A 23,050-nucleotide genomic window follows, 5' to 3' on the forward strand; every position below is an offset into this window, starting at 1 on the left:
AGGACCACCCCCTTTGGATGCTTCTTTCCATCTTGGAATTCCAATAGTCGATGAACACCTGATAAGATCGCACCGTGGTAAAGAAGGGAATATGTTGGTCTGCCGCAGCGTCGACATATTCATCTTTTAGAAATGGTGACAGCGACACAGGTCGTATATCGGTTGCCATTTGGAAAATAATCCTGCTCATTTGTTGCTTTTATGCTTAAGGATGTATGTTTTAGCCAAGTGGTTTAGATGGCCAACAGCAATTGAATTGGGATCACTCGGGTCATGCTTCTTCTGCATGGCACGTTCAAATTCATCAATCATCTTTGCAAAATCGCATACATTCTGCTCAAGACCAAATAAGCGTTTCATGTCTCGATAGTGTCGAAAAAAGACTGCGTTAGCTTGATCATTGGGATAACCTAATTGTTGAAGTTCCGAAATGACCGCTTGAGCATACAGCCTAATCATCGTCTGTCTTGAAGAACGTTTCACCGGTATCCCCTGCCCAAACATTTCTTTATTACTCGAGAATCAACTTCACTTCAATGGATTCCAACCAATCAGAAACACGTTTGCGATTCTGCTCTTCAACAAACTGGTAATACCGCTCTAACTGCTCGCTGTCGGAAGATAACGTTGAATCTTCGGAATATTCTCTTGCCGCCGCTCAATATGTGCATCAAAGTGGATTGCAGCTTTTTATCTTCAACCGTTTCCGCAAAATCAACCATGTCGGTATATCCTTCATCCGACTCCCGTTTCGGTATCCGAAAGTAAATTTCATTAAAGCCTTCTTCAATGATCTCGCTTAATTCTTCGTCCTCTTCATCCCGGTCAAACGTTCGCAACATGACAACATCTCCAGTTTCGATATTCAGGAAGGACTCTATTCCTTCTACGTACATGTCGTATGCATCCACAATCTCCTGAAACTGCTGCTTGGTCAATTTCAATTCTTTCATAGGTTCTCCCTCAGCTACTATCGCTTTGATCAACTCGCCGCGTTGTTCCGCCTCATATTCCTCCCACGTGATTCCATACGGGAAGCCGCCATCCGTATATCCGGCGATAAAATAGAAATTCTCGTCTTGCTCCAACAGCCCCGCGGACTCCGATTTGTGATTGGCCCGCTTCACTTTCTTCCTTCCACGCATCATGCCACTCACCTAAATCCATCGTATTTGAGCGTGCAGTTCAGCCAAATGGTCATGAAAACCCCAGCCGATCCCTTCTGTTTTCGAAACAACGGCTTCGAGACGCTCCTCGAATTCGTCAAACAACTCGGCTGTTTCATCTTTATTTACTTGATCAATGATATCGGCATACATGGACACCATGCTGTAGTAGAAGCGTTCATCAATATCCCCGTAGCTTAGGGTGAAATCAACTCCATTTTCAACGTAGACCAGCTTCAATTCCAGGGCGTACCTGGCATTTCCAGTCAATCTCTCGAATTCCGAAATCGCATGTTTCGCTTCCTGGAGTCTCAGCTTGCCAAATCCCCGCTCAGGGAAAAACTCCTTCTCAATCTTCTTGCGATACTCTTGAAACAGAGACTCTACCGCTTCATCGCCTAGTATTCTTACGGCAAGAAACTTCTCCATATCTTTGCTGGCGCCATAACATGCCTTCACCAAATCGATAAGCTGGTCGCTATTTAGCTGCTTCAGATGCTTATTCAGAGCAGACTTCGTCAGCTTCACAGGCTTTTTCCCTGCCGGCCGCTTAACCAGTGACTTGGGGATCAGCTTGTCCTTCTGCCGCTCAAGCTCCTGATTCACTTCTTCGCAGGAGAAATGTTCGGGATCATATCCTTCTCGAACCCAGCCTATAAAATGATCCCGCTCCGGATGATTGGGAGTAAGCAGTACTTCCAGCATATGCTGATGCCCCCAGACACCTCCCACATCTTCAAGCGGGCAACTGCGAGCTCCATCCAGACACAAGGGCGCCGGATCGGAAATCGATGCGTCAATGTTGATCAACGTAACCGTGTGCCGCCAATCGTCGCCAAAATCATAGACGTATGTAAAAACGGCGTTTTCCTCTTGAACGTGCTTCTGAACGGTTTCTCTTCGTGCATTTAGTATCTCACGGTTCTCCAAATCCGCGAATGTCGGATCAGGCAGCCCGATCACCTTCTCGTTCACATGAAACTCGTACAAATGGTAATTTTCCCAACCCATGACCGCTTGGATGATTTTGTGAAGCTGATGAAACGTCACATCGGGATGAAATTGAAACTCCCTCCAAATCTTCGGAGCAATCTCATCCAGTTCGATTCTGCATCGATAAACCATGATCGTCTGTTCTCCTTTTGGTATTCCGAATATAGAAACAAACCCATTGTATCCCGATTGGAATTACAATGGGTAGGCTAAATGGTAAACAGCGGCAAACCGAATGCTTCCCGAACAAAGCTCATATCGTGATCCCTTGATACAAGACCAAGCTGGTGCTCAATAGAAGTTGCAATAATAATTGCGTCCGGAGTTTTAAGCTTCCGTCCTCTCGACTTTTGTTCCCTGCGTATGTCCCCGGCAAGTCGGGCAACACTGGAACTTACCTCAATACATCTTCGTGAATTAAACAGCTTGATTCCTTGCAAACGATAAGCGGATTCCAGCCCGCTGAACACTTCGCACTCCGTAATGACGGAGAAATAAATCGACATCCGATCGTCACTGGCCTGCCTGACAAAATCCAACGCGGCATGCTCCCCAGCCAGCAATGCGATCGCAATATTGGTATCGAGTAAATAACCGCCCATTTAGTTCCACTCTTCCTCACGCATTTTCTTGACTTCATTAGCCAACTGCTTTGCTTGTTCCGGTGTTAATACCCCTGCCGACTCAAGGATGTCATCAATGGAGTAGTCATCCTCTACTTCAATCGTGTCGTTATCCAAATTGATTTTTACTTTGCTGTGCGTAATATTCATCTTTTGCAGTATGGAGCGAAGTTCCTTAGCCGTTTGCTGATCCATCTTTTTGGGCAAAGACATGGTTTAAACACCAACCTTCCGATTTAAGATTTGCAAGATATTTCAGTATTTCCGACGTACTCAAGGTCTTGCCGGATTTATATTCAACTCTGCTTTGTTCAATCATGAATTTCAGCTCCGGAATCGCTTCAACATCGGCTTGAATGGATCGCTGATCTTCAATATCATTTCAGAAGCAATTCTTCTTGTCATGCCGATGCGTTCATATAGTGTTATCAACAGTATAACATACACCACTACGAATCCAGAAGAAGCAGAAATCCGGCCCTACCGGACCGGCTTATCGCCCCATATAGCTCGTCCACCCTCGCCGCACAAACCGCCCGCTGCACACAAAACGCGCCGTTTCCTGACGTCGATTCGTGTTCACAACGTGTTGTTATTTTGGGGGACAAAGAGCCGATTGTTCGAAGAAAAAAGCCGAACCCGCCGCCAACGAACGAAGTCGGCCCGGATTCGGCAATGATAAATGGCGTATGAGACCCTTCAGCTCCCCGCGAACGAGCGAATTTCCTGCAAAAAGGCTTGTCCGTACTTGGCGAATTTGGCGTCCCCGATGCCTTTCACCCCGCGCAGCTCGTCGCTCGACCGCGGCATGGCCCGGCACATCTCCAGCAGCGTCGAATCGTGGAAAATGACGAACGGCGGCACGCCTTCCCGGTCGGCCAGCTCCTTGCGCAGCTTGCGAAGCCTCTCGAACAGCTCCGGGTTGGCGGCGCCCCCTGCCGAAGCCGCCGCGCTTCCCCGGCTCGCCCTGCCGCGTCCGGCCGGCGCCGGCGCTTCCGCGCGCCGGAGCACGCGCGCCTCCCCGCTCATCACGTCCCGTACCTTCTCCTGAAGCTGCAGGACCGGATACTGGCTGTCCGACAGGCGCAAGTAGCCGTCGGCGACCAACGCGTGAATGAGCTGCGTCAGCTCCTTTTCGGAAACGCCGCTCAGCCGGCCGTACACGCTCAGCCGGTCGAAGCCGAACTGGCGCACTTTGGCGTCGTTCGCCCCGCGGAGCACCTTGGCCGTCAGCGTGACGCCGAACCGCTGCCGCATCGCGGACACGCAGGCGAACACCAGCTTCGCCTCGTCCGTCACGTCGCGCAGCTCCCGCTCGTCCGTGCAGTTGCCGCAGCGGCCGCACGGCTCGGCGTCCCGCTCCCCGAAATACCGGACGATCGCCCGCTGCAGGCAATCCGACGTGTTGACGTACTCGACCATATCGTTCAGCAGCCGATAATCGTTCCGCTTTCGCTCCTCGTCCGCCTCGCTCCGGTCGATGAAAAATTTTTGCGTCATCGTATCCTGCCCGGAAAAAAGCAGCACGCACTCGCCCGCTTCCCCGTCGCGCCCGGCGCGCCCTGCCTCCTGGTAATAGGCCTCGAGGTTTTTCGGCATGTTGTAATGCACGACGAAGCGGACGTTGGATTTGTCGATGCCCATCCCGAACGCGTTGGTCGCTACGATCAGCTGAATGTCGTCGCGCAAAAAAGCGTCCTGCACCTCCGCGCGCTCCTCTTCCGTCCGTCCCGCGTGGTAGTAGCCCGCGCGAAAGCCCATCTCCCGCAAAAAGCGATAGCAGCCTTCCACTTCCCGCCGGGTGGCGGCATACACGATGCCGGCCTGATTCGGACGCTCCCGGATATAGCGGAGCAAGTATTCCCGTTTGTCGACGTTTTTGACGACGGAAAGCGTCAGGTTGTCGCGGGCGTACCCGGTCGTGACCCGCACGGGCGAGTCGAGCGCCAAACGCTCGGCGATGTCGGCTTTGACGACGTCCGTCGCGGTCGCCGTAAAAGCGGCTACGACCGGGCGCGGCTCGATCCGGCGAAGCAGCCTGACGATCGTCAGATAGCTCGGGCGGAAATCGTGGCCCCACTGGGACACGCAGTGCGCCTCGTCCACCGCCACCAGCGGAATGTCGAGCTGGCCGACGAGCGACATGAACCGTTCGGATTCGAGACGCTCCGGCGCAATGTAAACCAGCTTGTATTTCCCTTGAACGAGATTACGCAGCCGCTCGTTCGTCTCTTGCGCGCTCAAGGAGCTGTTGATGTACGTCGCCGGAATTCCCGCCGCCGTCAGCGCGTCGACCTGATCCTTCATCAGCGAGATGAGCGGAGAAACGACAAGGGACGTGCCCGGAAGCAGGATCGCCGGAATCTGATAGCAGACCGACTTGCCGGCCCCGGTCGGCATGACGCCCAAGGCGTCGCGCCCTTCCAGAATCGCCCGGATCAGCTCGGCCTGGCCGCTGCGGAACGAGTCGTAGCCGTAATAGGCGCGGAGCGCTTCGAGCGCCCGCTCGAGCCCCCTCACGCCCCGCCTCCCGGCAATTCGGCCGTCTCCGCGGGCCGAGTGCTGCCTTCCGGATTCAGCAGCGGCGAAGCTTCTCCCGTATGATACACATGCAGCAGGTGAAGCGCCCGCGTGCAAACCGTGTAAAGCAGCTTGCGGTCCTGCTCCCGGCCGTACCTTTCGGCGGAAGCGTCCCACACGAGCACGGCGTCGAACTCGATTCCCTTGGACAAATACGAGGGCAGAATCGAGAGACCCGGAGGCAGCTTCGCCGACTCCCCGGTAACGAGCGCGAGCGGCACATCGTCGGGCAGCCGCTCTTTCAGCAGAGCCGCGGCATTGGCGGTCTCGCCGGCCGTTTTCGTGATGATGCCGATCGTCGCATGGCCCGCTTTCAGGAGCGATTCCGCGTCAGCGGCGACGCGCCGCGCCAGATCCGCGGCATCGAGACAGCCGATCACCTCGGGAACGTCGCCGCCGCGGTGAAACGGCGCAATGGCGGCGGCGTCCTCGGGCCGCAAAATCCGTTTCGAAAACTCGACGATCGGCTCGGTGGACCGATAGCTTGTCGTCAGGCGCCATATCGCCGTGTCTTCCGGAGGCACGAGCCGCGTCCAGCCGCCGAAGCCGCCGCTTTCCTGCGCCTGCACGTAAATCGCCTGGTTGAAATCGCCCAGCACCGTCAAGCGCGCCTTCGGAAACCGCCGCCGCAAAAAAGCCGCCTGAAACGGCGAATAATCCTGCGCCTCGTCGACGAACAGGTGGCGGACTTCCCCGTCCACCTTGCGGAAGCCCTCGAGCGCCTCGAGCACGTACAGCAAAGGAGTGGCGTCCTCGTGGTCGATCGCCTTGCGGTCCAGCGTCTCCTCCGCCCGCCGCGCCATCCATTCCCAGCCGGCGGGCAGCTTCCTGTCCGGCGAGCAGGCGGCGAACAGCGTGCGGCTGCGGAACAGCTCCGCGTACGTGCCGATCGGATCGACGAACCGGAAGCCGCGCACCGCCCTGCGGAGCGGTTCGATCAGCCGTTCCGCCGCGCTGCGCCTAAGCAGCTCGGTCATGCGCTCCTCGTCGTCGAACGCCCCGTCGTGAAACCCGCCTTCGCGCCGAATTTGCACGTAGGCGCGCTGAATCGCCTCCTCGTCCGCCAGCTCCGCCGCTTCCTCCAGCCAGGCTTCGCCCATCTGGCCGTCGATCCATTCGGTCAGCCGCTCGTTCAGCCAGCGCCTCATCTTGATCATCCGCTCGCCGAAATCGCCCGCTCCGTAAGCGCCGTAAAACTGCTGCTCCATCTCGGCGGTGGAGACGATCGTGTCCTTCCGGAAGCGCAGCGGCCGAAACTTGACGCCTTCCTTCAGCAGCCGCTCCAAATAGCGGACGATCGTCTGGAAGAAGTGCTCCGAGCCCTTGTAGCGCACCGAACGCTCTCTGGCGTCGCCTTCGGCGGTTCCTTCGATAGCGGAGAGCGCTTCGACCTGCGAAAACAGGTCTTCCGTCTGCCATCTCCGGCCGAGCCGGGCTTCGATCAGCTCGCGAAACGTCATTTGCCGCATGTTCGCCTCGCCCAAATCCGGCAGCACGCGGGAGACGTATCCTTTAAATACCGGATTCGGCGAAAAAAGGACGATTTGATCGCTCGTCAGCGTTTCGCGGAACCGGTACAGCAAGTACGCGATGCGCTGCAGCGCCGCCGACGTCTTTCCGCTCCCCGCGGCCCCCTGCACGACCAGCAGCTTGTGGCGTTCGTCGCGGATGATCCGGTTCTGTTCCTTCTGAATGGTGGCGACGATGCTTTTCATCGACGTATCCGACCGCTCCGACAGCACCGCCTGCAAAATGTCGTCGCCGATCGTCTCGTCCGTGTCGAACACATGCTTCAGCTTCCCGCCGCGAATGACGAATTGCCGCTTGAGCGACATTTGGCCGGTCGCTTCGCCGCTCGGCGTCTCGAACGATACCCGTCCGGGCTCCGCATCGTAAAACAGGCTCGAGATCGGCGCGCGCCAATCGTAAATATAGAACGTTTGCCCGTCCTCGCCGATAAGCGAGCCCCGGCCGATGTAGATTTTTTCCGTTTCGGTTCCGTCCTCCGCGAAATCGATGCGGGCAAAGTACGGATTGTCGTGCTGCCTGGCAAGCCGCTCCGCTTCGGCCGAAGCCACCTTGTGGCTCCGTTCGCGCTCGGCGAGCAATTCGGCTTGCTGCACGATGCTGGACCACGTTTCGCCGAGCTCCGTCGCATCGGAGAAGTTGACCGTGACGTCGTCCCAAAACTCCTGGCGGATGCCGACGACGTCGCCCCGCCTGTCGCCGAGAACCGACAGCTCTTTGCGCAGCTTGCGATCGACGATTCCGAGCACTTCCTTCAGCCGTTTCGTCTCCTCCTCGCGGATGGAGTGTTCCTTGGACACCGCGATCTTCCTTTCCGCTGCAAAATTTCGATATCCCTTGTTGTATCACGCCATGCGTTCGAGCGCAAGCTTTGCGGGCTCTTTCGGACCGAAAAAACGGTCGATATTTCCCGGGAAACAAACGCCCCATTTTGGAAAAGCCATGCTATGCGCCGCCCTGCTTGTCGCTCGGCTGCAGTCGCTTTCCTCCGAAGTCATCGCCGCGGTCCCGTTTCGAGTATAATGGGATTGTCCTTATTTTTTTCAATGCCGAATGGGGTGCGAACTTGAACAAGTGGGCGCTGACCGTTATCTATTTGCTCGCATGCGCGTTTCTGACCCGGCTCATTCCGTTTTCCTCCTTTTTTCGCACCGTCGATACGCTCGTTCACGAGTTCGGCCATGCGGCCGTCACTTTGCTGATGTCCGGGAGGGTGCTCTCCATCGAGCTGCATGCCGATCATAGCGGCCTCACCCGCTCGCTGCTGCAGGGCCAATGGAAGTTCGTCCCGGTAACGCTGGCCGGCTATATCGCCGCTTCCCTGTTTGCCGTCCTCTTGTTTTGGTTGTACGACCGGGGCCGCCTGCGAACGGGCCTTGCCGTCTGCTCCTCGATCGCGCTCGCGACGCTCGTTTTTTTCGTCCGTTCCGGCTACGGCACGACCTGGCTGATCGGGTTCGTCGCCCTCAATCTGGCCGTCCTCCTGATCCGGAAAGCGTGGCTTACGAAAACGTATTACCTGCTCGTCGCTTTCCTCAGCCTCGAGGAATCCGTGCTCGGACCGGCTTTTCTCGTGTACGCTTCCGTCACCCGGCCGGCCGCTTCCGGCGACGCGTACGGCATGCAAAATCTGACCGGCGTTCCCGCCGTCGCATGGGCATTGCTGTTTCTAGGCGTCGCCTTGCTGTGCGCAAGAAGCTCGCTTCGATTGTTTTTGAAGCGGAGGACGGCGCAGGCGAACGAATGAAAACTCTCAGCGGCGCAAGAATCAAGCCCGAAAAATCTTGTCCGTCAGGCACATCCCGCGCCTTCCCCTCATATACATAAGGTGGTGGAAACTTTGCCATGGGGAGGGGCAGGCCGCTGTGACCTACGAAGAGGAACTGGAACGGTCGATCGGCGAAATTACGGAAATCGCCAAAGGCTTCGGACTCGATTTTTATCCGATGAGATACGAAATTTGTCCGCCCGACATCATCTATACATTCGGCGCCTACGGCATGCCGACCCGGTTCAGCCATTGGAGCTTCGGAAAAACCTTCAATCGCATGAAAATGCAGTACGACCTCGGCCTAAGCAAAATTTACGAGCTCGTTATCAATTCCAATCCCTGTTACGCCTTTCTGCTGGACGGCAACTCGCTCGTGCAAAACAAGCTGATCGTCGCCCACGTGCTCGCCCACTGCGACTTTTTCAAAAACAACGCGCGCTTCTCCGCCACCAACCGCGATATGGTCGAAAGCATGTCGGCCACCGCGGAACGGATCCGCCAGTATGAAATCGACTACGGCGCGGACGAAGTGGAAACCTTTCTCGACGCGGTTCTCGCGATTCAGGAGCACGTCGATCCCGGCATCGTGAAGCCCCACGGACTGGACAAACGCAGATACATGCAATGGCAGCAAAAACAAGATAAGGAAAAGCTGCGGCGTCCCGCTTCTCCCTACGACGACCTGTGGTCGCTCGACGAGCGGAATTCCGAACCGAAGGAGCGCGACCAGCCGAAAAGCGCCGAAGCCAAAAAATTTCCTCCCCAGCCCGAGAAGGACCTGCTCTGGTTCGTGCAGGAATTTTCGCCGGTGCTGGAAGACTGGCAGCGCGACATCATGTCGATGCTGCGCGAGGAAATGCTCTATTTCTGGCCGCAAATCGAAACGAAAATCATGAACGAAGGCTGGGCGACGTTCTGGCATCAGCGGATTATGCGGGAGCTGCCCCTGACGAGCGAGGAGACGATCGAGTACGCCAAGCTGAATTCCGCCGTCGTCCAGCCTTCGCGCAGCTCGCTCAATCCGTATTATTTGGGCCTGAAAATTTTCGAGGACATCGAAAAGCGCTGGGGCCGCGAGCGGATGTTCGACATTCGGGAAATGGATTCGGATCCGTCGTTTTTGCGCAATTACTTAACGAAGGAACTGACGGATGAGCTCGATCTGTACGTTTTCGAGAAAAAGGGGCCGGAGTGGACGATTACCGATAAAACGTGGGAACATATCCGCGACCAGCTCGTGTACTCGCGCGTCAACGGCGGATTCCCCTATCTGGTCGTAACGGACGGGGACTGGCAGCGCAGCGGCGAACTGTATCTCGCTCACCGCTACGAAGGGATCGAGCTGGACTTGAAATACGTCGAGCGGACGATGCCGTACGTCGCCCGGCTGTGGGGCAAGCCGGTCCATCTCGAAACGATCGTGGACGGAGCCGGCGTTCTGTTCAGCTGCGACGGAAAAAAAACGACCCGCAAAAGCATCTGATCGTTCGGCTTCCCGCAAGCGGACGGCGCAAGCCGGGCGGGAAGCCTTTTTTCGTTTTGGCGTTTAAATTTCGGCGCTTGGTCGTAATCTACTCCTATGGAAAGGAGTGGAGCTTAAGCCATGATGATGTCAACCGATCAACCGTCCCAGCCGAACCGTCCGAACCATTTTCCCCCGCAGCATCAGGACCGCCAGCCGGGACTGGAAAGCGACATGACGCCGCCGCCGGAAGCCGAATCGCCGATCTACAAGCCCGCCGACAAGCTTTCCGGCAAAGTCGCGCTCATTACCGGCGGCGACAGCGGCATCGGCAGGGCCGTCGCCATCGCGTTCGCGAAGGAGGGCGCGGACGTCGCGATCGTTTATTTGAACGAATTTACCGACGCCCGCGAAACGCAGCGGCAGGTCGAGGCCGAAGGCCGTCGCTGCGCCATCTTCGACGGCGACGTCGGCGACCCGGTGTTTTGCGCCAAAGCCGTCCAGGAAACGCTGAACGCGTTCGGCAAGCTCGACATTCTCGTCAACAACGCCGCCGAGCAGCACCCGCAGGACAAGCTCGAGAAGATTACGCCGCAGCAGCTCGAGCGAACGTTCAAAACGAACGTTTTCGCCATGTTCTATTTGACGCAGTCGGCCCTGCCCCATATGAAATCCGGCGCGGCGATCATTAACACGACCTCCGTGACGGCTTACCGGGGGAGTCCGAACCTGCTCGATTATTCGTCGACGAAGGGGGCGGTCGTCTCCTTTACCCGCTCGCTGGCGCTGAACCTGGCCGCGCAAGGCATCCGCGTCAACGGCGTGGCGCCCGGTCCGGTTTGGACGCCGCTCATCCCGTCCACCTTCGACTCCCAGCAGGTGGCGAAATTCGGCTCCGACACGCCGCTCGGACGCGCCGGGCAGCCGGACGAAATCGCCCCCGCCTACGTCTACCTGGCCGGCGAGGATTCCTCGTACGTGTCGGGTCAGGTGCTGCACGTGAACGGCGGCGAGATTGTCAACGGGTAAATACGCGCAAAAGGGCCGATTCGATCGCGGATCGGCCTTCGTTTTGCGGCTGCGGCTCCCTAGAAAAAAGAAAAACGGGAGGAAGAACAGCGAGGCGAGCAGCGCCAGGCTGACGGCGAAACCCGCGCCATAAGGATAGCCGTAAGGGTAGCCGAAACCGCCGAAGCCGAGAAACGCGTTCGTCTTCGCTTTCGCCCCGCCCTTTTTCCTCCCGGCGCAGCCTTCTCTTATTCCGATCCGAACAAAGGCTTGTTGAAGGGCTTGTACTTGGAGGGAGCTTCCTTGACCAGGTGATCGACTTTCTTCACGTTGGCCTCCGAAACGGTCGCAAACCGGCTGTCTTTGCCCCAGGGATAGTCGAAATACACTTTCCGCGTCTTCGGATCGAACGCTTCCGCGCGGTTCAGATTGGCCAAATTCGTCCGATCGAGCCGTTCGAACCCGTGTTCCTTGAACAAAACCTGCAGTTCCTCCAGCGTCGTCGGATAAAAATACGTTTCATCCTTCGTCAAAAACACCGGCCCGTTGGGCGACGGCTTCACGACTACGATATCCGCAAGCTCCAACGTACAGGGCTTGCCCTCTTTGTCCAACAACCGGATTTGCTCTCCCATGGCTTCTTCCCTCCGTGTCCGTCTATTTCCGCATCTGATCATTTCCTCTGCCGTCAACTATGAAATAATTGCCATAATTATAGAATAATTGATTCTATATAAGTTCAACTAATGATTCTAGACGTCAATGAGCTTTTGTAAGGAAGATTCCATGCGAATGCACAGACGGTCAATTATGGCCCACTTGTCTTTGGAGATTTCCTCCATGAAGGTCTTCACATTCTTACGAATCTCGGCGACCGTATGATAAAAAACATTGTTAATGACATCAGCTTTCAGCCACTTCCATAGCCCTTCTACAACGTTGAACTGAGGGCTGTACGGAGGCAAGAAGGCGAACTCCAACCGGCCTTTCTGCTCTTCCAGGAAAGGTTGCAGTAATTTCGCATGATGGATACGGGCATTGTCCAGCACGATCACGATCTTGCCCGTAGCGTAATGAGCAAGGACGATTTTCAGGAAAGCCAGAAATGTTTCGGCTGTGTACTGCTCATCTTCTTGCCATACGATTTCACCGGTCTCGTAGTCCACAGTGGCGAGCAATTTCACGCCGCGATGTTTGCCCGTGGTCGGAATGATCCGTTGCTTTCCTTTCTCGAACCAAGTTTGCTGCAAGGCTTGGTAGTCCCGAATCATGCTTTCGTCTTCAAACAGCAAATGATGAATTTCGCCGTTCATCAGTCTTTTTTTAACTGAGGAAACTGCTCTTGGACAAAAGCCTTTTGCTTGGCTTCATCGGCTGCTTCGAGCGTATACGTTGGTTTAGTGAATCGCAGGTCCAGTCGGTGCAGCAATTTGGCCATACCTGCGATGGTATAGCTTCTTTCAAACTCACGCATCACATAAGCGACAGCCAGAGCCAGCGTCCAATTGTACTTCGCGGGAAATCCAACTTCGTGTGGAAGCTTCGTGATGATGATCTGCTTGAGCTGTTGTTGCTGCTCGGCGGTTAACTGATTAGGAGCGCCTGTAGAGACGCCCATCGCCAAGCCATCCAGCCCTGAATCTTGATAGGATAGGATGTAGGTGTTCACCGTTACGGGTTTTCTACGAATGATCTCCGCAATTTCGGTCACCGTCATCTGTTTCACGGCATGCAAGTAAATCGTTTGGTAGCGTTCATACATCCGGCGGCTTTTTTCTTGCTTGAGCCGCTTCTCCAATTCTTGTTGCTCTGCTGGTTGAATTTCCATCATTATCACTCGTCTCATTTGTTTTCTTATCTCTTCGACGTGTGGGTCGGAAATTCATGCCAGAGTTCAAAAAACTTTAGTTTAACTTATATATTAATGCAACCGTTGGAAAAAAGAAAAAAAGCCCCGAAGCGGGGAACGCGATAACCGGTTTCGTTATCGGCGGCCGGCATCGGGGCTCCTTGACCATTACCGGTTCAGCAAGCTTCCGACATACCGCAGCAGCTCGTTGGCGCACACCGGGCAATAGTTGTGCTCTTCGATGAGACGCTTCGTGACTTCGTTGATCCGCTTGAGCTGATTTTCGTCCGGCGTTTTCGTGGAGGTCGTGATTTTGACGATGTCCTTCAAATCCGCGAACAGCTTTTTCTCGATCGCTTCCCGCAGCCGTTCGTGCGTGTTGTAGTCGAATTTCCTTCCTTTCCGCGAATAAGCCGAAATGCGGATCAAAATTTCTTCGCGGAACGCCTTTTTCGCGTTTTCCGACACGCCGATCTGCTCCTCGATCGAGCGCATGAGCCGCTCGTCCGGGTCCATCTCCTCGCCGGTGAGCGGGTCCTTCATTTTCGTCCAGTTGCAGTACGCCTCGATATTGTCCAAATAGTTCTCGAACAGCGTGCGCGCCGACTCCTCGAACGAATAGACGAACGCCTTTTGAATTTCTTTTTTGGCCAGATTGTCGTATTCCTGGCGCGCCACCGAAATGAAATTCAAAAATTTTTCCCGCTCTTCCTTCGTGATGGAAGGATGCTGATCCAACCCGTCCTTGAGCGCCCGGAGCACATCCAGCGCGTTGATGCAGGGCAAGTCGTGCTTGATGAGCGCGCTCGAAATCCGGTTGATCACGTAGCGCGGATCGATGCCGGACATCCCTTCGTCCGTGTACTCGTTTTGCATTTCCTTCAAATCGGCTTCCTTGAAGCCTTCCACCTCTTCGCCGTCGTACAGCCGCATTTTTTTGACCAGGTCCATGCCCTGTTTTTTCGATTCCTTCAGCCGCGTCAAAATGGAAAAGACGGCCGCCGACCGGAGCGCATGCGGCGCGATATGGATATGGCTCATGTCCGACTGTTTGATGAGCTTGTCGTAAATTTTTTCTTCGTCGGTCACTTTCAGATTGTACGGGATCGGCATGACGATCATCCGCGATTGCAGCGCCTCGTTTTTCTTGTTGGCGATGAACGCCTTGTACTCGGATTCGTTCGTGTGGGCCACGATCAGCTCGTCGGCGCTGATGAGCGCGAAGCGGCCGGCCTTGAAATTGCCCTCCTGGGTAAGCGACAGCAGGTTCCACAAAAACTTCTCGTCGCATTTGAGCATTTCCTGAAATTCCATCAGCCCCCGGTTGGCCTTGTTCAGCTCGCCGTCGAAACGGTACGCCCGGGGATCGGATTCCGAGCCGTATTCGGTAATCGTCGAAAAGTCGATGCTGCCCGTCAAATCCGCAATGTCCTGGGATTTCGGGTCGGACGGGCTGAACGTGCCGATGCCGACGCGATTTTCTTCGGAAATGAACACCCGCTCCACCGGCACCCGCATAATGTCGCCCTCGTATTCGGTTCGGAGCCGCATTTGGCAGGACGGGCACAAATTCCCTTCGATCCGCACCTTGAGCTCATGCTCGATATCGGGCCGCAGCTCGTGCGGGATGAGGTGCAAGGGCTCCTCGTGCATCGGGCAGCCCCGAATGGCGTACACGGCGCCCCGCTGCGTCCGGGCGTACTGTTCCAGCCCTTTTTTCAGCATCGCCACGATCGTCGATTTGCCGCCGCTTACCGGCCCCATCAGCAGCAGGATCCGCTTGCGGACGTCCAGCCGGCGGGCCGACGAGTGGAAATATTCCTCCACGAGCTTCTCGATGGTCCGGTCGAGTCCGTAAATTTCGTTTTCAAAAAACTTATATCGCTTCTGTCCACCGATCTCCTCCACGCCCTGCGCCAAAATCATGTCGTACACGCGGGCATGCGCGGTCATCGCCGGAGTCGGATCGCGGCGCAACAGTTCAATGTAATCCGCGAACGTGCCGGACCATGCCAGTTTCTCGCTTTCGGCCCGATATTCCGCGATCCGTTTAAAGATATCCATGCCGCTTCCTCCCTCGTTCTCTGTCTCTTCCCGTTACGAAACGTACTACATACCTATGCGGCTAGTTCGACGATATTTCTCGGAAAAACGATGAAAACGAAGCGGAGGTTTCTCATGTCAGCTTTGAATGCCGCCGCGCCGCGCCCCGGCCGGGAAAAGAAAATCGTTCGTGTTATAATGAAAAAAAGAAACGGATCGCCATTCGGGAGGGCTTGCGTTTGGCCATAAAAAAAGAAACGGAGCTGTACGCGCCGGTCAAATCGTTTTTCGCGGGACGCGGATACGAGGTGAAAGCGGAAGTGCTCGGCTGCGACCTGGTCGCCGTGCGGCCGGATGCGGCCGCCCCCGTTATCGTCGAGATGAAAAAGACGTTTTCGCTCCCGCTGCTGCTTCAAGGGATCGACCGTCAGCGCACGGGAGCGGAGGTGTGGCTTGCCGTCGAACGGAACCGCACGAAAAAAGGCGCCCACAACCAGCGGTTTGCGGAGCTGTCCGCGCTGTGCAGGCGCCTGTCGCTCGGCTTTATGACCGTTACGTTCTACAAGACGAAGGCTCCGGTCATCGAAGTGTGGTGCGAGCCCGGGGCGGCGGGGGCAAGCTCGGGTCCGCCGGCGCGGCCGCGGATCGTGGCCGCCGAAGGGCAAGCGCCCTTCGGCGGGCAGCTCGCGGCCGAAACCCCGCTTGCGGCGTCCTATGCCGTCGCGGCCGGGGGCCGCAAACGCTCCCGCGCGGCCAAGCTGCTGAAGGAATTTGCCGGCCGAAGCGGGGACTACAACGTCGGGGGAAGCACGGGCCGCAAGCTGGTGACGGCTTACCGCGAGCGGGCGCTGCAGTGCGCCCTCGCGCTCCATTGCCGCGGCGAGCTCCCGCCCCGCGAGATCGGAAAGCTGACCGGAGTGCCGAATGCCGGCCTGCTGCTCCGGGACAACCACTACGGCTGGTTCCGCCGCGTCAGCCGGGGCGTTTACGGTTTGACCGACGCGGGCCGCGCGGCGCTCGGCGAATACGAGGCGGTAGCCGCCGTATGGGCCGCCCGCTTTGAATGGGCGGCCGGCTGGCTCGCCGCGGACGAAACCGCCGCGGGTTCGGCGCGCCGGGCCCGGGGCGACGGAGAACCGGACGCCGGCAGCCCGGACGCCAGCGGCCCGAATGCCAGCGGCCGGCGGCCGTAGCCGGTTTCGCCGATCCGCCGGCAATCGTCGCCCCGAATCCTTCGCGCCGCCGGCAACGCCAGCCCGGCGCCCGGATTTGCCGGCGGCCCGCGGCCGCAGCTGTCGCCGGCTGCCGGCTTCCTCAGCCGTAACGCCCCATCATCTCCTCCACGGTCGCCTGCAGGCGCTGAACGCCGGCGCGAATCTGTTTCTCGTCCGAATGGACCGCGGTGATCCGGAGCTTGAACCGTTCCGGCTCCGAAGCGTAGAACGCCCTTCCCGGCTGGAACAGCAAGCCGTGAATCCACGCTGCGCGCAGAAGCGAATCCGCATCCAGCCCTTCCGGGAGCGTAACCCATACATGCATCCCTTCTTTCGGCGTTTCCCAAGCCAGCGCCCGCGGGTTGTGCCGGCTCAGTTGCTCCAGCAGCAGCCCGACTCGCGCCTGGCAAACGAACCTTTGCGTCGCGACCAGCGACTCGAGCGTTCCGGCCTGCAGCAGTTCCGCCGCCGCTTGCTGTTCCGCCGGCGGCACCTGCGGAAGGCGCCCGCTTCCGGCGGAGAGCGCCTGCAGCCGCTCCTCCCCGATTCCCCTGCACGCCAGCCAGCCGAGGCGCAAGTCCGCCACGATGCCCGGGGCCATTCCCCGACCGAGCATAGCGGAGCTCCGGCTTCCGCTTCCGCATCGGGCGCAAGTCCATCCTGCGCGAGCAGCAGCTGGCGGTCGTCCCTCAGCAGCGGCACGTTCGCTTCCCTGCACCGCTCCGCCAGCGCGATTCTCCGCTCCGCGCTCCACGCCCGCCCTTCCGGATCCGTACATGCGACCGCCGCGTACACAAGCTTCGGTTTCCATTGCCGGATGGCGCGGGCAAGGGCATCCGGATCCATGCCGTCGCGATCCCCCGGCACGGCTACGGCGACCGCCCCCGCCCGTTGAAAAATTTGCAAAGCCGACCGCCCGCAAGGGCGCTCGACGAGCACGACATCCTCCGCGCGCAGCCAGCCGCGGACCGCCAGTTCGATCGCCGCATCCGCTCCGGCGGCAATCCAGACGCGGGACGGGTCGCGTTCCGCCGCGCTTCCGGCGATCCGTTCGGCCACTTGCTCCCGAAGGCCGAAATGTCCTTGTACCGGCTCGGTCCCCAACGTCTCCTGCCGACCCGTTGCGGCGAACTTGCCCGTTCGCTCCTCCCACTCCCCCGCGCCGATCAGGCCTTCCTTCGGCCATCCGCCCATCCAGTTAATGATCCGGTTCAACCGCCACTCCTCCCCCATGCGTCAAAAAGGAGCTTTTTTCGAATCTTTATCAATGTATGCCGGACAATCCCCACATTTTGCGTTTTCTTTTTGGCGGGTGTTGGGTATAATAAAGGAAGTTCAGTGGAGGTGTGGAAGATGATTCTGGGGATGAGCGATAAATTTTGGATTGTAGTTCTTGTTTTCGCGATGCTGGTCGTCGCCATTCTGACGGCCGCCTACAACGACGACAAGACGAAGGGCCTGTAACATTAGCTTTTATCCATATGGCATGATTGGAAAACGCCGCACCCCGCCGCAAGACGGAGAGGTCGATCGGCGTTTTTGGCTTTTCGGGGCATCTCGATCTCGGCAAAATCAAAGAACCGCCGACAACGTCGAGGGACGGTTGCAGGCGGTTCTTATTCGCAATGAGTGCGAGTCCCGAATTTTAAACTCTTTGCATTTCGTCGATGCATTCGGCGCAAACGTAGCGTTCCTTGAATTCCCCTACGGATTCCATCGAACCGCAAAATACGCACCGCGGACGATACCGCTCCAAAATAATATGATCGCCCTGCACCAAAATTTCGACGGGATCCCCCTCGTTCATTTGGTACCTTTTGCGCAAAGATTTCGGCAGCACGATGCGGCCCAGTTGATCTACCTTCCGAACGACTCCAGCAGGTTTCAACGTATTTCCTCCCATTCATTCCCGGTAATCTAAGCTGGTAATCTCCCTAATGCATTTACCCACGTTAACATTTCGCTAACGCCAATCCGTTTCCTTCCGTTTTTCGGATTTGCTTAACATTATACAAGATTTCGATAAAATTTGAGCGATTTTGTCAACATTTGTCGAAAAATATTTCATTCCAACGCGAAAAACCCGTTTTGCCGGAGCGCCTCGTAAACGATAATGGCCGCCGAATTGGCCAAATTGAGCGAGCGCACCTTATCCGTCATCGGCAGACGCATGCACGTGTCGGGCGATGCGTCGAGCAGCGCCTGCGGAAGGCCCTTCGTTTCCTTGCCGAATACGAAAAAATCGCCGTTTCGAAATTGAAAGTCGCTATAGCGCTTTTGGGCGCGCGTGCTCGTATAAAAAAACCGTCCTTCCGGATGGGCGGCCTGCACCTCCCGAAAGGAATCGTAATACGTTATGTTCACCGCATACCAGTAATCCAGCCCCGCCCGCTTCAGCTCCCGATCGTCGGTCGAAAAACCGAGCGGCCGCACGAGATGCAAATGGGTGCCGGTGGCGGCGCACGTTCTGGCGATATTGCCCGTATTGGCCGGAATTTCCGGCTCGACGAGCACGATATTCAAGGGCATTGCCGTTTTCCTCCTTCATGCTAATGAGATCGCGCATGCAGCATGCATGCATGCAAAGACCGCGGCAGGGAGCCGCGGTCCGCAGGTAAAACCAAGCTTTAGTTAAGACGGAAGCTTCGTTTCCGTTATCCGTGACGCCGTTTGAATTCGTCCATGAACTGGACGAGCGCCTGCACGCTGGCCAGCGGCACCGCGTTGTAGATCGAAGCCCGAAGGCCTCCTACGCTGCGGTGACCCTTCAAGCCGACGAAGCCTTCCGCTTCCGATTCCTTGACGAACCGCTTCTCGAGCTCCTCGCTGCCGAGCCGGAACGTAACGTTCATGATCGAACGGCTGTCCGGGGCGGCGAAGCCGCGATAAAAGCCGCCGCTTTGGTCGATCGTTTCATACAGCAGGTTCGCTTTCGTCCGATTCGCTTTTTCGACAGCTTCCGCTCCGCCCTGGGCCTTGACCCATTTGAGCACGAGATTTGTCATGTAAATGGCGAACGTCGGCGGGGTATTGTACAGCGAATCGTTCTTCGCGTGGGTATCGTACCGCAGCATCGTCGGCACCGGCATCGACGGAGCGCCGATCAAATCCTCGCGGACGATGACGATCGTCACGCCGGACGGGCCGAGATTTTTTTGCGCGCCGGCATAAATGAGGCCGAATTGCGAAATTTGCAGCGGCCGGCACAAAATGTCGCTCGACATGTCCGCGACGAGCGGCACCGATTCGGTATCCGGGTATTCCGGCCATTGCGTGCCTTCGATCGTTTCGTTCGAAGTCAGATGAACGTAAGCCGAATCCGGCGCGATTAGCAGTTCGCTCGCTTTCGGAATCCGGTTGTATTTGTCGCTTTCCGACGAGCCCGCGATTGCCGTCTGGCCGAACAGCTTCGCTTCCTTGATCGCCTTGGCGGCCCAGCTTCCGGTGTCGATATAGGAAGCCGTCTTGCCCGGCTGGAGCAGGTTCATCGGCACCATCGCAAACTGGGTGCTGGCCCCGCCTTGGACGAACAGCACCTTGTAGCCGTCCGGAATGCCGAGCAGCTCGCGCAGCAATTGTTCCGTTTCCTTGTGAACGCCCTCGTACACGGCCCCTCGATGCGACATCTCCATGAGCGACATGCCGGTTTCGCCGAAGTCGACAAATTGCTGCTGCGCCTGCTGCAGCACTTCCAACGGAAGGGCGGCCGGACCGGCGTTAAAATTAAAGGCTCGTTTAGCCATCGGATTCCCACCTTGTGTTCTTCATAATAGGCTAATCATATCAAAGCGTTACGGACACATCAACCGGGAAAACGGCAAAAAGGTTGTCAAATCTAAGAATATCCGAACAAAATCATGAGCTTCGGATTAAAATCTTCGGTTCTACGCTCTTTTGATTCCCGACAGAAATCGATCCTTTCCGAGACGACAAAAAGCTCCCTTTCGGGAGCTTTTCGCGACTTTTCGATTTTTCGATATTAGCAATCGAAGTAGAGGCCGTATTCGTACGGATGCACGCGGATGGAAACGGCTTTCGCTTCGGCGCGTTTGAATTCTACATAATTGTCGATGAATTCTTTCGTGAAGACGCCGCCTTCGGTCAGGAACTCGTAGTCGGCTTCCAGAGCGTCGAGCGCTTCGTCCAGCGAGCCCGGAACGCTGCGGATTTCTTTCTTCTCTTCATCGGAAAGTTCGTAGATGTTTTTGTCGTACGGACCGTAGCCGAGAGCGGTCGGGTCGATTTTGCGCTTGATGCCGTCCAGGCCGGCCATCAGCATAGCCGCGAACGCCAGGTACGGGTTCGCCGTGGAGTCCGGCGTACGGAACTCGATGCGGCAGCCCTTCGGCGTAACGGCAGCGACCGGAATACGTACGGCGGCGGAACGGTTGCCCTTCGAGTAAACGAGGTTTACCGGAGCTTCGTAACCCGGAACGAGACGTTTGAACGAGTTCGTGGACGGGTTCGTCAGCGCGATCAGGGCCGGAGCGTGGTACAGGATACCGCCGATGTAGTTCAGAGCCAGTTGGCTCAGGTTCGCGTAAGCGCCCTTCTCATAGAAAAGCGGCTCGCCTTCGTTGAAGATCGATTGGTGAACGTGCATCCCGCTGCCGTTGTCTCCGAAGAGCGGCTTCGGCATGAACGTTGCCACTTTGCCGTATTGGCGAGCGACGTTGTGAACGATGTATTTGTATTTCATCAGGTTGTCGGCCGTTTTCGTCAGCGTGTCGAAGCGGAAGTTGATTTCGGCTTGACCCGCCGTCGCCACTTCGTGGTGGTGGCGTTCTACGCGAAGGCCGGCTTCTTGCATCAGGCGCACCATTTCGCTGCGGATGTCTTGCTGCGAGTCGACCGGAGCTACCGGCACGTAGCCGCCCTTGACGCCGACTTTGAAGCCGAGGTTGCCGCCTTCTTCTTTGCGGTTCGTGTTCCAAGCCGCCTCTTCGGAATCGACGACATACGTCGAGGAGTTCATCGTCGTTTCGTAGCGAACGTCGTCGAATACGAAAAACTCGGATTCCGGAGCAAAGAACGCTGCGGTGCCTACGCCGGATTTTTGCAGGAATTCTTCAGCCTTGTGGGCGATGGAACGCGGATCGCGCTCATAGCGGTCGCCGTCCGGCGTATAAATATTGCTCATGACGATCAGCGTAGCGTGCGCGGTGAACGGGTCCACGTATACGGACTCGGCATCGGGCATCATAACCATATCGGATTCTTCGATGCCGCGGAAGCCGGGAATCGAGGAACCGTCGAAAGCGACCCCATTAACGAAGGTGTCGGCGTCTACTTCGGATGCAGGCAGCGTAATGTGGTGCGCGCGGCCGGAAAGATCTACGAAGCGGAAATCCACAAACTCGATATTCTTTTCTTTGATGAGTTCCAAAACATTTTGAACGGACATCTTAAATTTTCCTCCTCATTTCCGAACATTAAGTCCGCAAGAGCGTCTGAACGTTCAACTTTTACTGAACTTATTGAGGTTATTATAATTCTCGCTTTAGGGAGCGTCAATAGTTATGTAAGGTATTTTTTGTGGAAGTGTTAGCTATTCTGACACTTTTGAAAACCCGGCCGGCGCCTTGTAAACGCCTTCATCAGGAGCGTCCCCTTGCGTTTCGTTCGGCGGAGACCACCTTTTTTTAGACCGGATTCCTGAGTTTCCCGTTCAACCCCTTCCGGAGGCGGCCCGCCTTCATTTGGAAACATGTTACATTTTCGGCATACGGCTATTTCCGAATATTTTCGTTCGACAGGGCTGAACGGGACGAGCGGCGGCTTAACGAATGAACAACTCGGACAGCAATTCGTAACCTCTGACGCGCAGCCGGAAGTCGGACATCATGCTCGCCACCATGACCTCGTTCGTTCCGTAGCCGTCCGCGAATTGTTCGAGCCGGCGTTTTACGGTCTCGGGTCCCCCGACGATCATCCGGTTGCGGTTGTCGCGCACGCGCTCCCGTTCCCATTCCGAATAAGGGTAAACGAGCGCTTCCTCCGGCGTCGGATACGGCAAGCCGTACTCGCCTCGCTCGTGGCGCAGCAGGCGCAAGTCCATCGCCGCCGCCTCCCGCTCGGCGATCGCGTCCGAGTCGGCGCAAAAAACGAATACGCATGCCGTTGCGCGAGAACGCTTCCCGAGCGGACCCGGACGGAAATGGCTCCGGTAATCCCGGACGGCCCCCTGCCCCCCGGCGCCGTTGATAAAATGGGCGAACGCAAACCCGGCCCCGAAATGGGAGGCAAGCGCCGCGCTGTAGCCGCTGGAGCCCAGCAGCCAGATTTCCGGCGCCGTTCGAACGCCCGGAGTCGCTTTAAGCCCGCTTAACGGGTGCTCCGGCGGCAGCGGTTCCCCGATTTCCAGATAGGCGGCCAATTCCTTCAGCATCTCCTCGAACCGCGCCTCGTTCGCCTTCGCCTGCTCGCCTCTTAACGCCTGCGACGTCAACGGCATCCCGCCCGGCGCCCGGCCGATGCCCAAATCGACCCTTCCGGGGAAAAGCCCCTCCAGCACGCGAAAATTTTCCGCGACCTTGTACGGACTGTAATGGGGCAGCAGCACGCCTCCGGAACCGATCCGAATCCGGGACGTGTTCGCCCCGATCGCCGAAATGAGCACTTCGGGCGAAGAGCCCGCAAGCCCGGCGGCGTTATGGTGCTCCGACACCCAATAGCGGGCAAACCCTAACCGGTCGGCCACCCGCGCCAGCGCCAACGTATTTCGCAGCGCCCTCGACGCGTCCTCGCCCGGACCGAGCGGCGATTGGTCCAGCACCCCCAGCTTCAGCTTTTTCAACGGCCATTCCTCCTCTCG

The 23,050-nt window shown here is 57.1% G+C and carries 21 protein-coding genes; 4 read left to right on the forward strand and 17 right to left on the reverse strand.

What is annotated here, in order from left to right; translation table 11 throughout:
* Positions 1-186 precede the first annotated feature (186 nt).
* From JW799_RS00465 to helD, 7 genes are all read right to left on the reverse strand, one after another.
* Entirely contained in the window at positions 187-483 is a 297-nt protein-coding gene (locus JW799_RS00465) for a nucleotide exchange factor GrpE (RefSeq protein WP_150959863.1), read from the reverse strand.
* 95 nt (positions 484-578) lie between these two features.
* Positions 579-1,157 carry a hypothetical protein gene (locus JW799_RS00470; RefSeq protein WP_338026185.1) on the reverse strand — a complete coding sequence of 193 codons (579 nt, stop codon included), beginning with the start codon at positions 1,155-1,157 and terminating at the stop codon, positions 579-581.
* Positions 1,158-2,291, reverse strand: coding sequence for a DUF6155 family protein (locus JW799_RS00475; protein WP_205428209.1), 1,134 nt, complete (start codon positions 2,289-2,291; stop codon positions 1,158-1,160).
* 77 nt (positions 2,292-2,368) lie between these two features.
* A complete protein-coding gene (locus JW799_RS00480; protein WP_205428210.1) occupies positions 2,369-2,761 on the reverse strand; it encodes a type II toxin-antitoxin system VapC family toxin in 393 nt (130 codons plus the stop codon).
* Complete coding sequence (locus JW799_RS00485) at positions 2,762-2,995, reverse strand: hypothetical protein (RefSeq protein WP_007781139.1); 234 nt, start codon at positions 2,993-2,995, stop codon at positions 2,762-2,764.
* Between the two features lie 486 nt (positions 2,996-3,481).
* Positions 3,482-5,302: a DNA helicase RecQ gene (recQ, locus tag JW799_RS00490; protein WP_205428211.1), complete on the reverse strand. Its 1,821-nt coding sequence runs from the start codon at positions 5,300-5,302 to the stop codon at positions 3,482-3,484.
* Positions 5,299-7,689: an RNA polymerase recycling motor HelD gene (gene helD, locus JW799_RS00495; RefSeq protein WP_080836734.1), complete on the reverse strand. Its 2,391-nt coding sequence runs from the start codon at positions 7,687-7,689 to the stop codon at positions 5,299-5,301. Before helD ends, recQ begins: the two co-directional genes overlap by 4 nt.
* Before the next feature lie 266 nt (positions 7,690-7,955).
* Here helD and JW799_RS00500 point away from each other — a divergent pair, with 266 nt between their 5' ends.
* From JW799_RS00500 to JW799_RS00510, 3 genes are all read left to right on the forward strand, one after another.
* Positions 7,956-8,636, forward strand: a complete 681-nt coding sequence (locus JW799_RS00500; protein ID WP_205428212.1) for a M50 family metallopeptidase — start codon at positions 7,956-7,958, stop codon at positions 8,634-8,636.
* A gap of 118 nt (positions 8,637-8,754) precedes the next feature.
* Entirely contained in the window at positions 8,755-10,143 is a 1,389-nt protein-coding gene (locus JW799_RS00505) for a SpoVR family protein (protein WP_205428213.1), read from the forward strand.
* Positions 10,144-10,269: 126 nt separating this feature from the next.
* On the forward strand, positions 10,270-11,151 hold the full coding sequence (locus JW799_RS00510) for an SDR family oxidoreductase (RefSeq protein WP_420830668.1): 882 nt from the start codon (positions 10,270-10,272) through the stop codon (positions 11,149-11,151).
* 227 nt (positions 11,152-11,378) lie between these two features.
* Here JW799_RS00510 and JW799_RS00515 read toward each other — a convergent pair whose 3' ends face one another.
* The 3 genes from JW799_RS00515 to JW799_RS00525 all read right to left on the reverse strand — a co-directional run bounded on the left by JW799_RS00515 (position 11,379) and on the right by JW799_RS00525 (position 15,043).
* Complete coding sequence (locus JW799_RS00515; RefSeq protein ID WP_080836727.1) at positions 11,379-11,765, reverse strand: LytTR family transcriptional regulator DNA-binding domain-containing protein; 387 nt, start codon at positions 11,763-11,765, stop codon at positions 11,379-11,381.
* 117 nt (positions 11,766-11,882) lie between these two features.
* Positions 11,883-12,952 (reverse strand): IS630 family transposase gene (locus JW799_RS00520; protein ID WP_420830669.1). Its coding sequence is split into 2 segments (ribosomal slippage): positions 11,883-12,446 and positions 12,449-12,952, totalling 1,068 coding nucleotides; the frame shifts between segments, so codons are not numbered across the junction.
* A 195-nt stretch (positions 12,953-13,147) separates the two neighbouring features.
* A complete protein-coding gene (locus tag JW799_RS00525; RefSeq protein ID WP_080836725.1) occupies positions 13,148-15,043 on the reverse strand; it encodes a PrkA family serine protein kinase in 1,896 nt (631 codons plus the stop codon).
* Positions 15,044-15,261: 218 nt separating this feature from the next.
* Between JW799_RS00525 and JW799_RS00530 the strand changes: the two genes are divergently transcribed.
* The gene (locus JW799_RS00530; RefSeq protein ID WP_205428215.1) at positions 15,262-16,215 is read left to right on the forward strand and encodes a DUF2161 domain-containing phosphodiesterase; all 954 of its coding nucleotides are present in this window, start codon (positions 15,262-15,264) and stop codon (positions 16,213-16,215) included.
* 121 nt (positions 16,216-16,336) lie between these two features.
* On the opposite strand, the gene JW799_RS00535 is transcribed toward JW799_RS00530, so the two are convergent.
* The 7 genes from JW799_RS00535 to JW799_RS00565 all read right to left on the reverse strand — a co-directional run bounded on the left by JW799_RS00535 (position 16,337) and on the right by JW799_RS00565 (position 23,032).
* Complete coding sequence (locus tag JW799_RS00535) at positions 16,337-16,561, reverse strand: hypothetical protein (protein ID WP_205428216.1); 225 nt, start codon at positions 16,559-16,561, stop codon at positions 16,337-16,339.
* A 47-nt stretch (positions 16,562-16,608) separates the two neighbouring features.
* Positions 16,609-17,451 carry an aminotransferase class I/II-fold pyridoxal phosphate-dependent enzyme gene (locus JW799_RS00540; protein ID WP_205428217.1) on the reverse strand — a complete coding sequence of 281 codons (843 nt, stop codon included), beginning with the start codon at positions 17,449-17,451 and terminating at the stop codon, positions 16,609-16,611.
* Between the two features lie 430 nt (positions 17,452-17,881).
* On the reverse strand, positions 17,882-18,124 hold the full coding sequence (locus JW799_RS00545; protein WP_080836721.1) for an AbrB/MazE/SpoVT family DNA-binding domain-containing protein: 243 nt from the start codon (positions 18,122-18,124) through the stop codon (positions 17,882-17,884).
* A 176-nt stretch (positions 18,125-18,300) separates the two neighbouring features.
* Positions 18,301-18,765: a tRNA (uridine(34)/cytosine(34)/5-carboxymethylaminomethyluridine(34)-2'-O)-methyltransferase TrmL gene (gene trmL, locus JW799_RS00550; RefSeq protein WP_080836719.1), complete on the reverse strand. Its 465-nt coding sequence runs from the start codon at positions 18,763-18,765 to the stop codon at positions 18,301-18,303.
* Positions 18,766-18,890: 125 nt separating this feature from the next.
* Entirely contained in the window at positions 18,891-19,979 is a 1,089-nt protein-coding gene (gene serC / locus JW799_RS00555; protein ID WP_080836717.1) for a 3-phosphoserine/phosphohydroxythreonine transaminase, read from the reverse strand.
* A 236-nt stretch (positions 19,980-20,215) separates the two neighbouring features.
* Positions 20,216-21,640 (reverse strand): type I glutamate--ammonia ligase, encoded by a 1,425-nt coding sequence (gene glnA / locus JW799_RS00560; protein WP_080836715.1) that lies wholly within the window; start codon positions 21,638-21,640, stop codon positions 20,216-20,218.
* 375 nt (positions 21,641-22,015) lie between these two features.
* A complete protein-coding gene (locus tag JW799_RS00565) occupies positions 22,016-23,032 on the reverse strand; it encodes an LLM class flavin-dependent oxidoreductase (protein ID WP_240353109.1) in 1,017 nt (338 codons plus the stop codon).
* Between the last annotated feature and the right edge of the window lie 18 nt (positions 23,033-23,050).

Origin of the sequence: Cohnella algarum (genome assembly GCF_016937515.1) — a bacterium.
In the GTDB taxonomy this organism is placed as follows: Bacteria; Bacillota; Bacilli; order Paenibacillales; family Paenibacillaceae; genus Cohnella; species Cohnella algarum.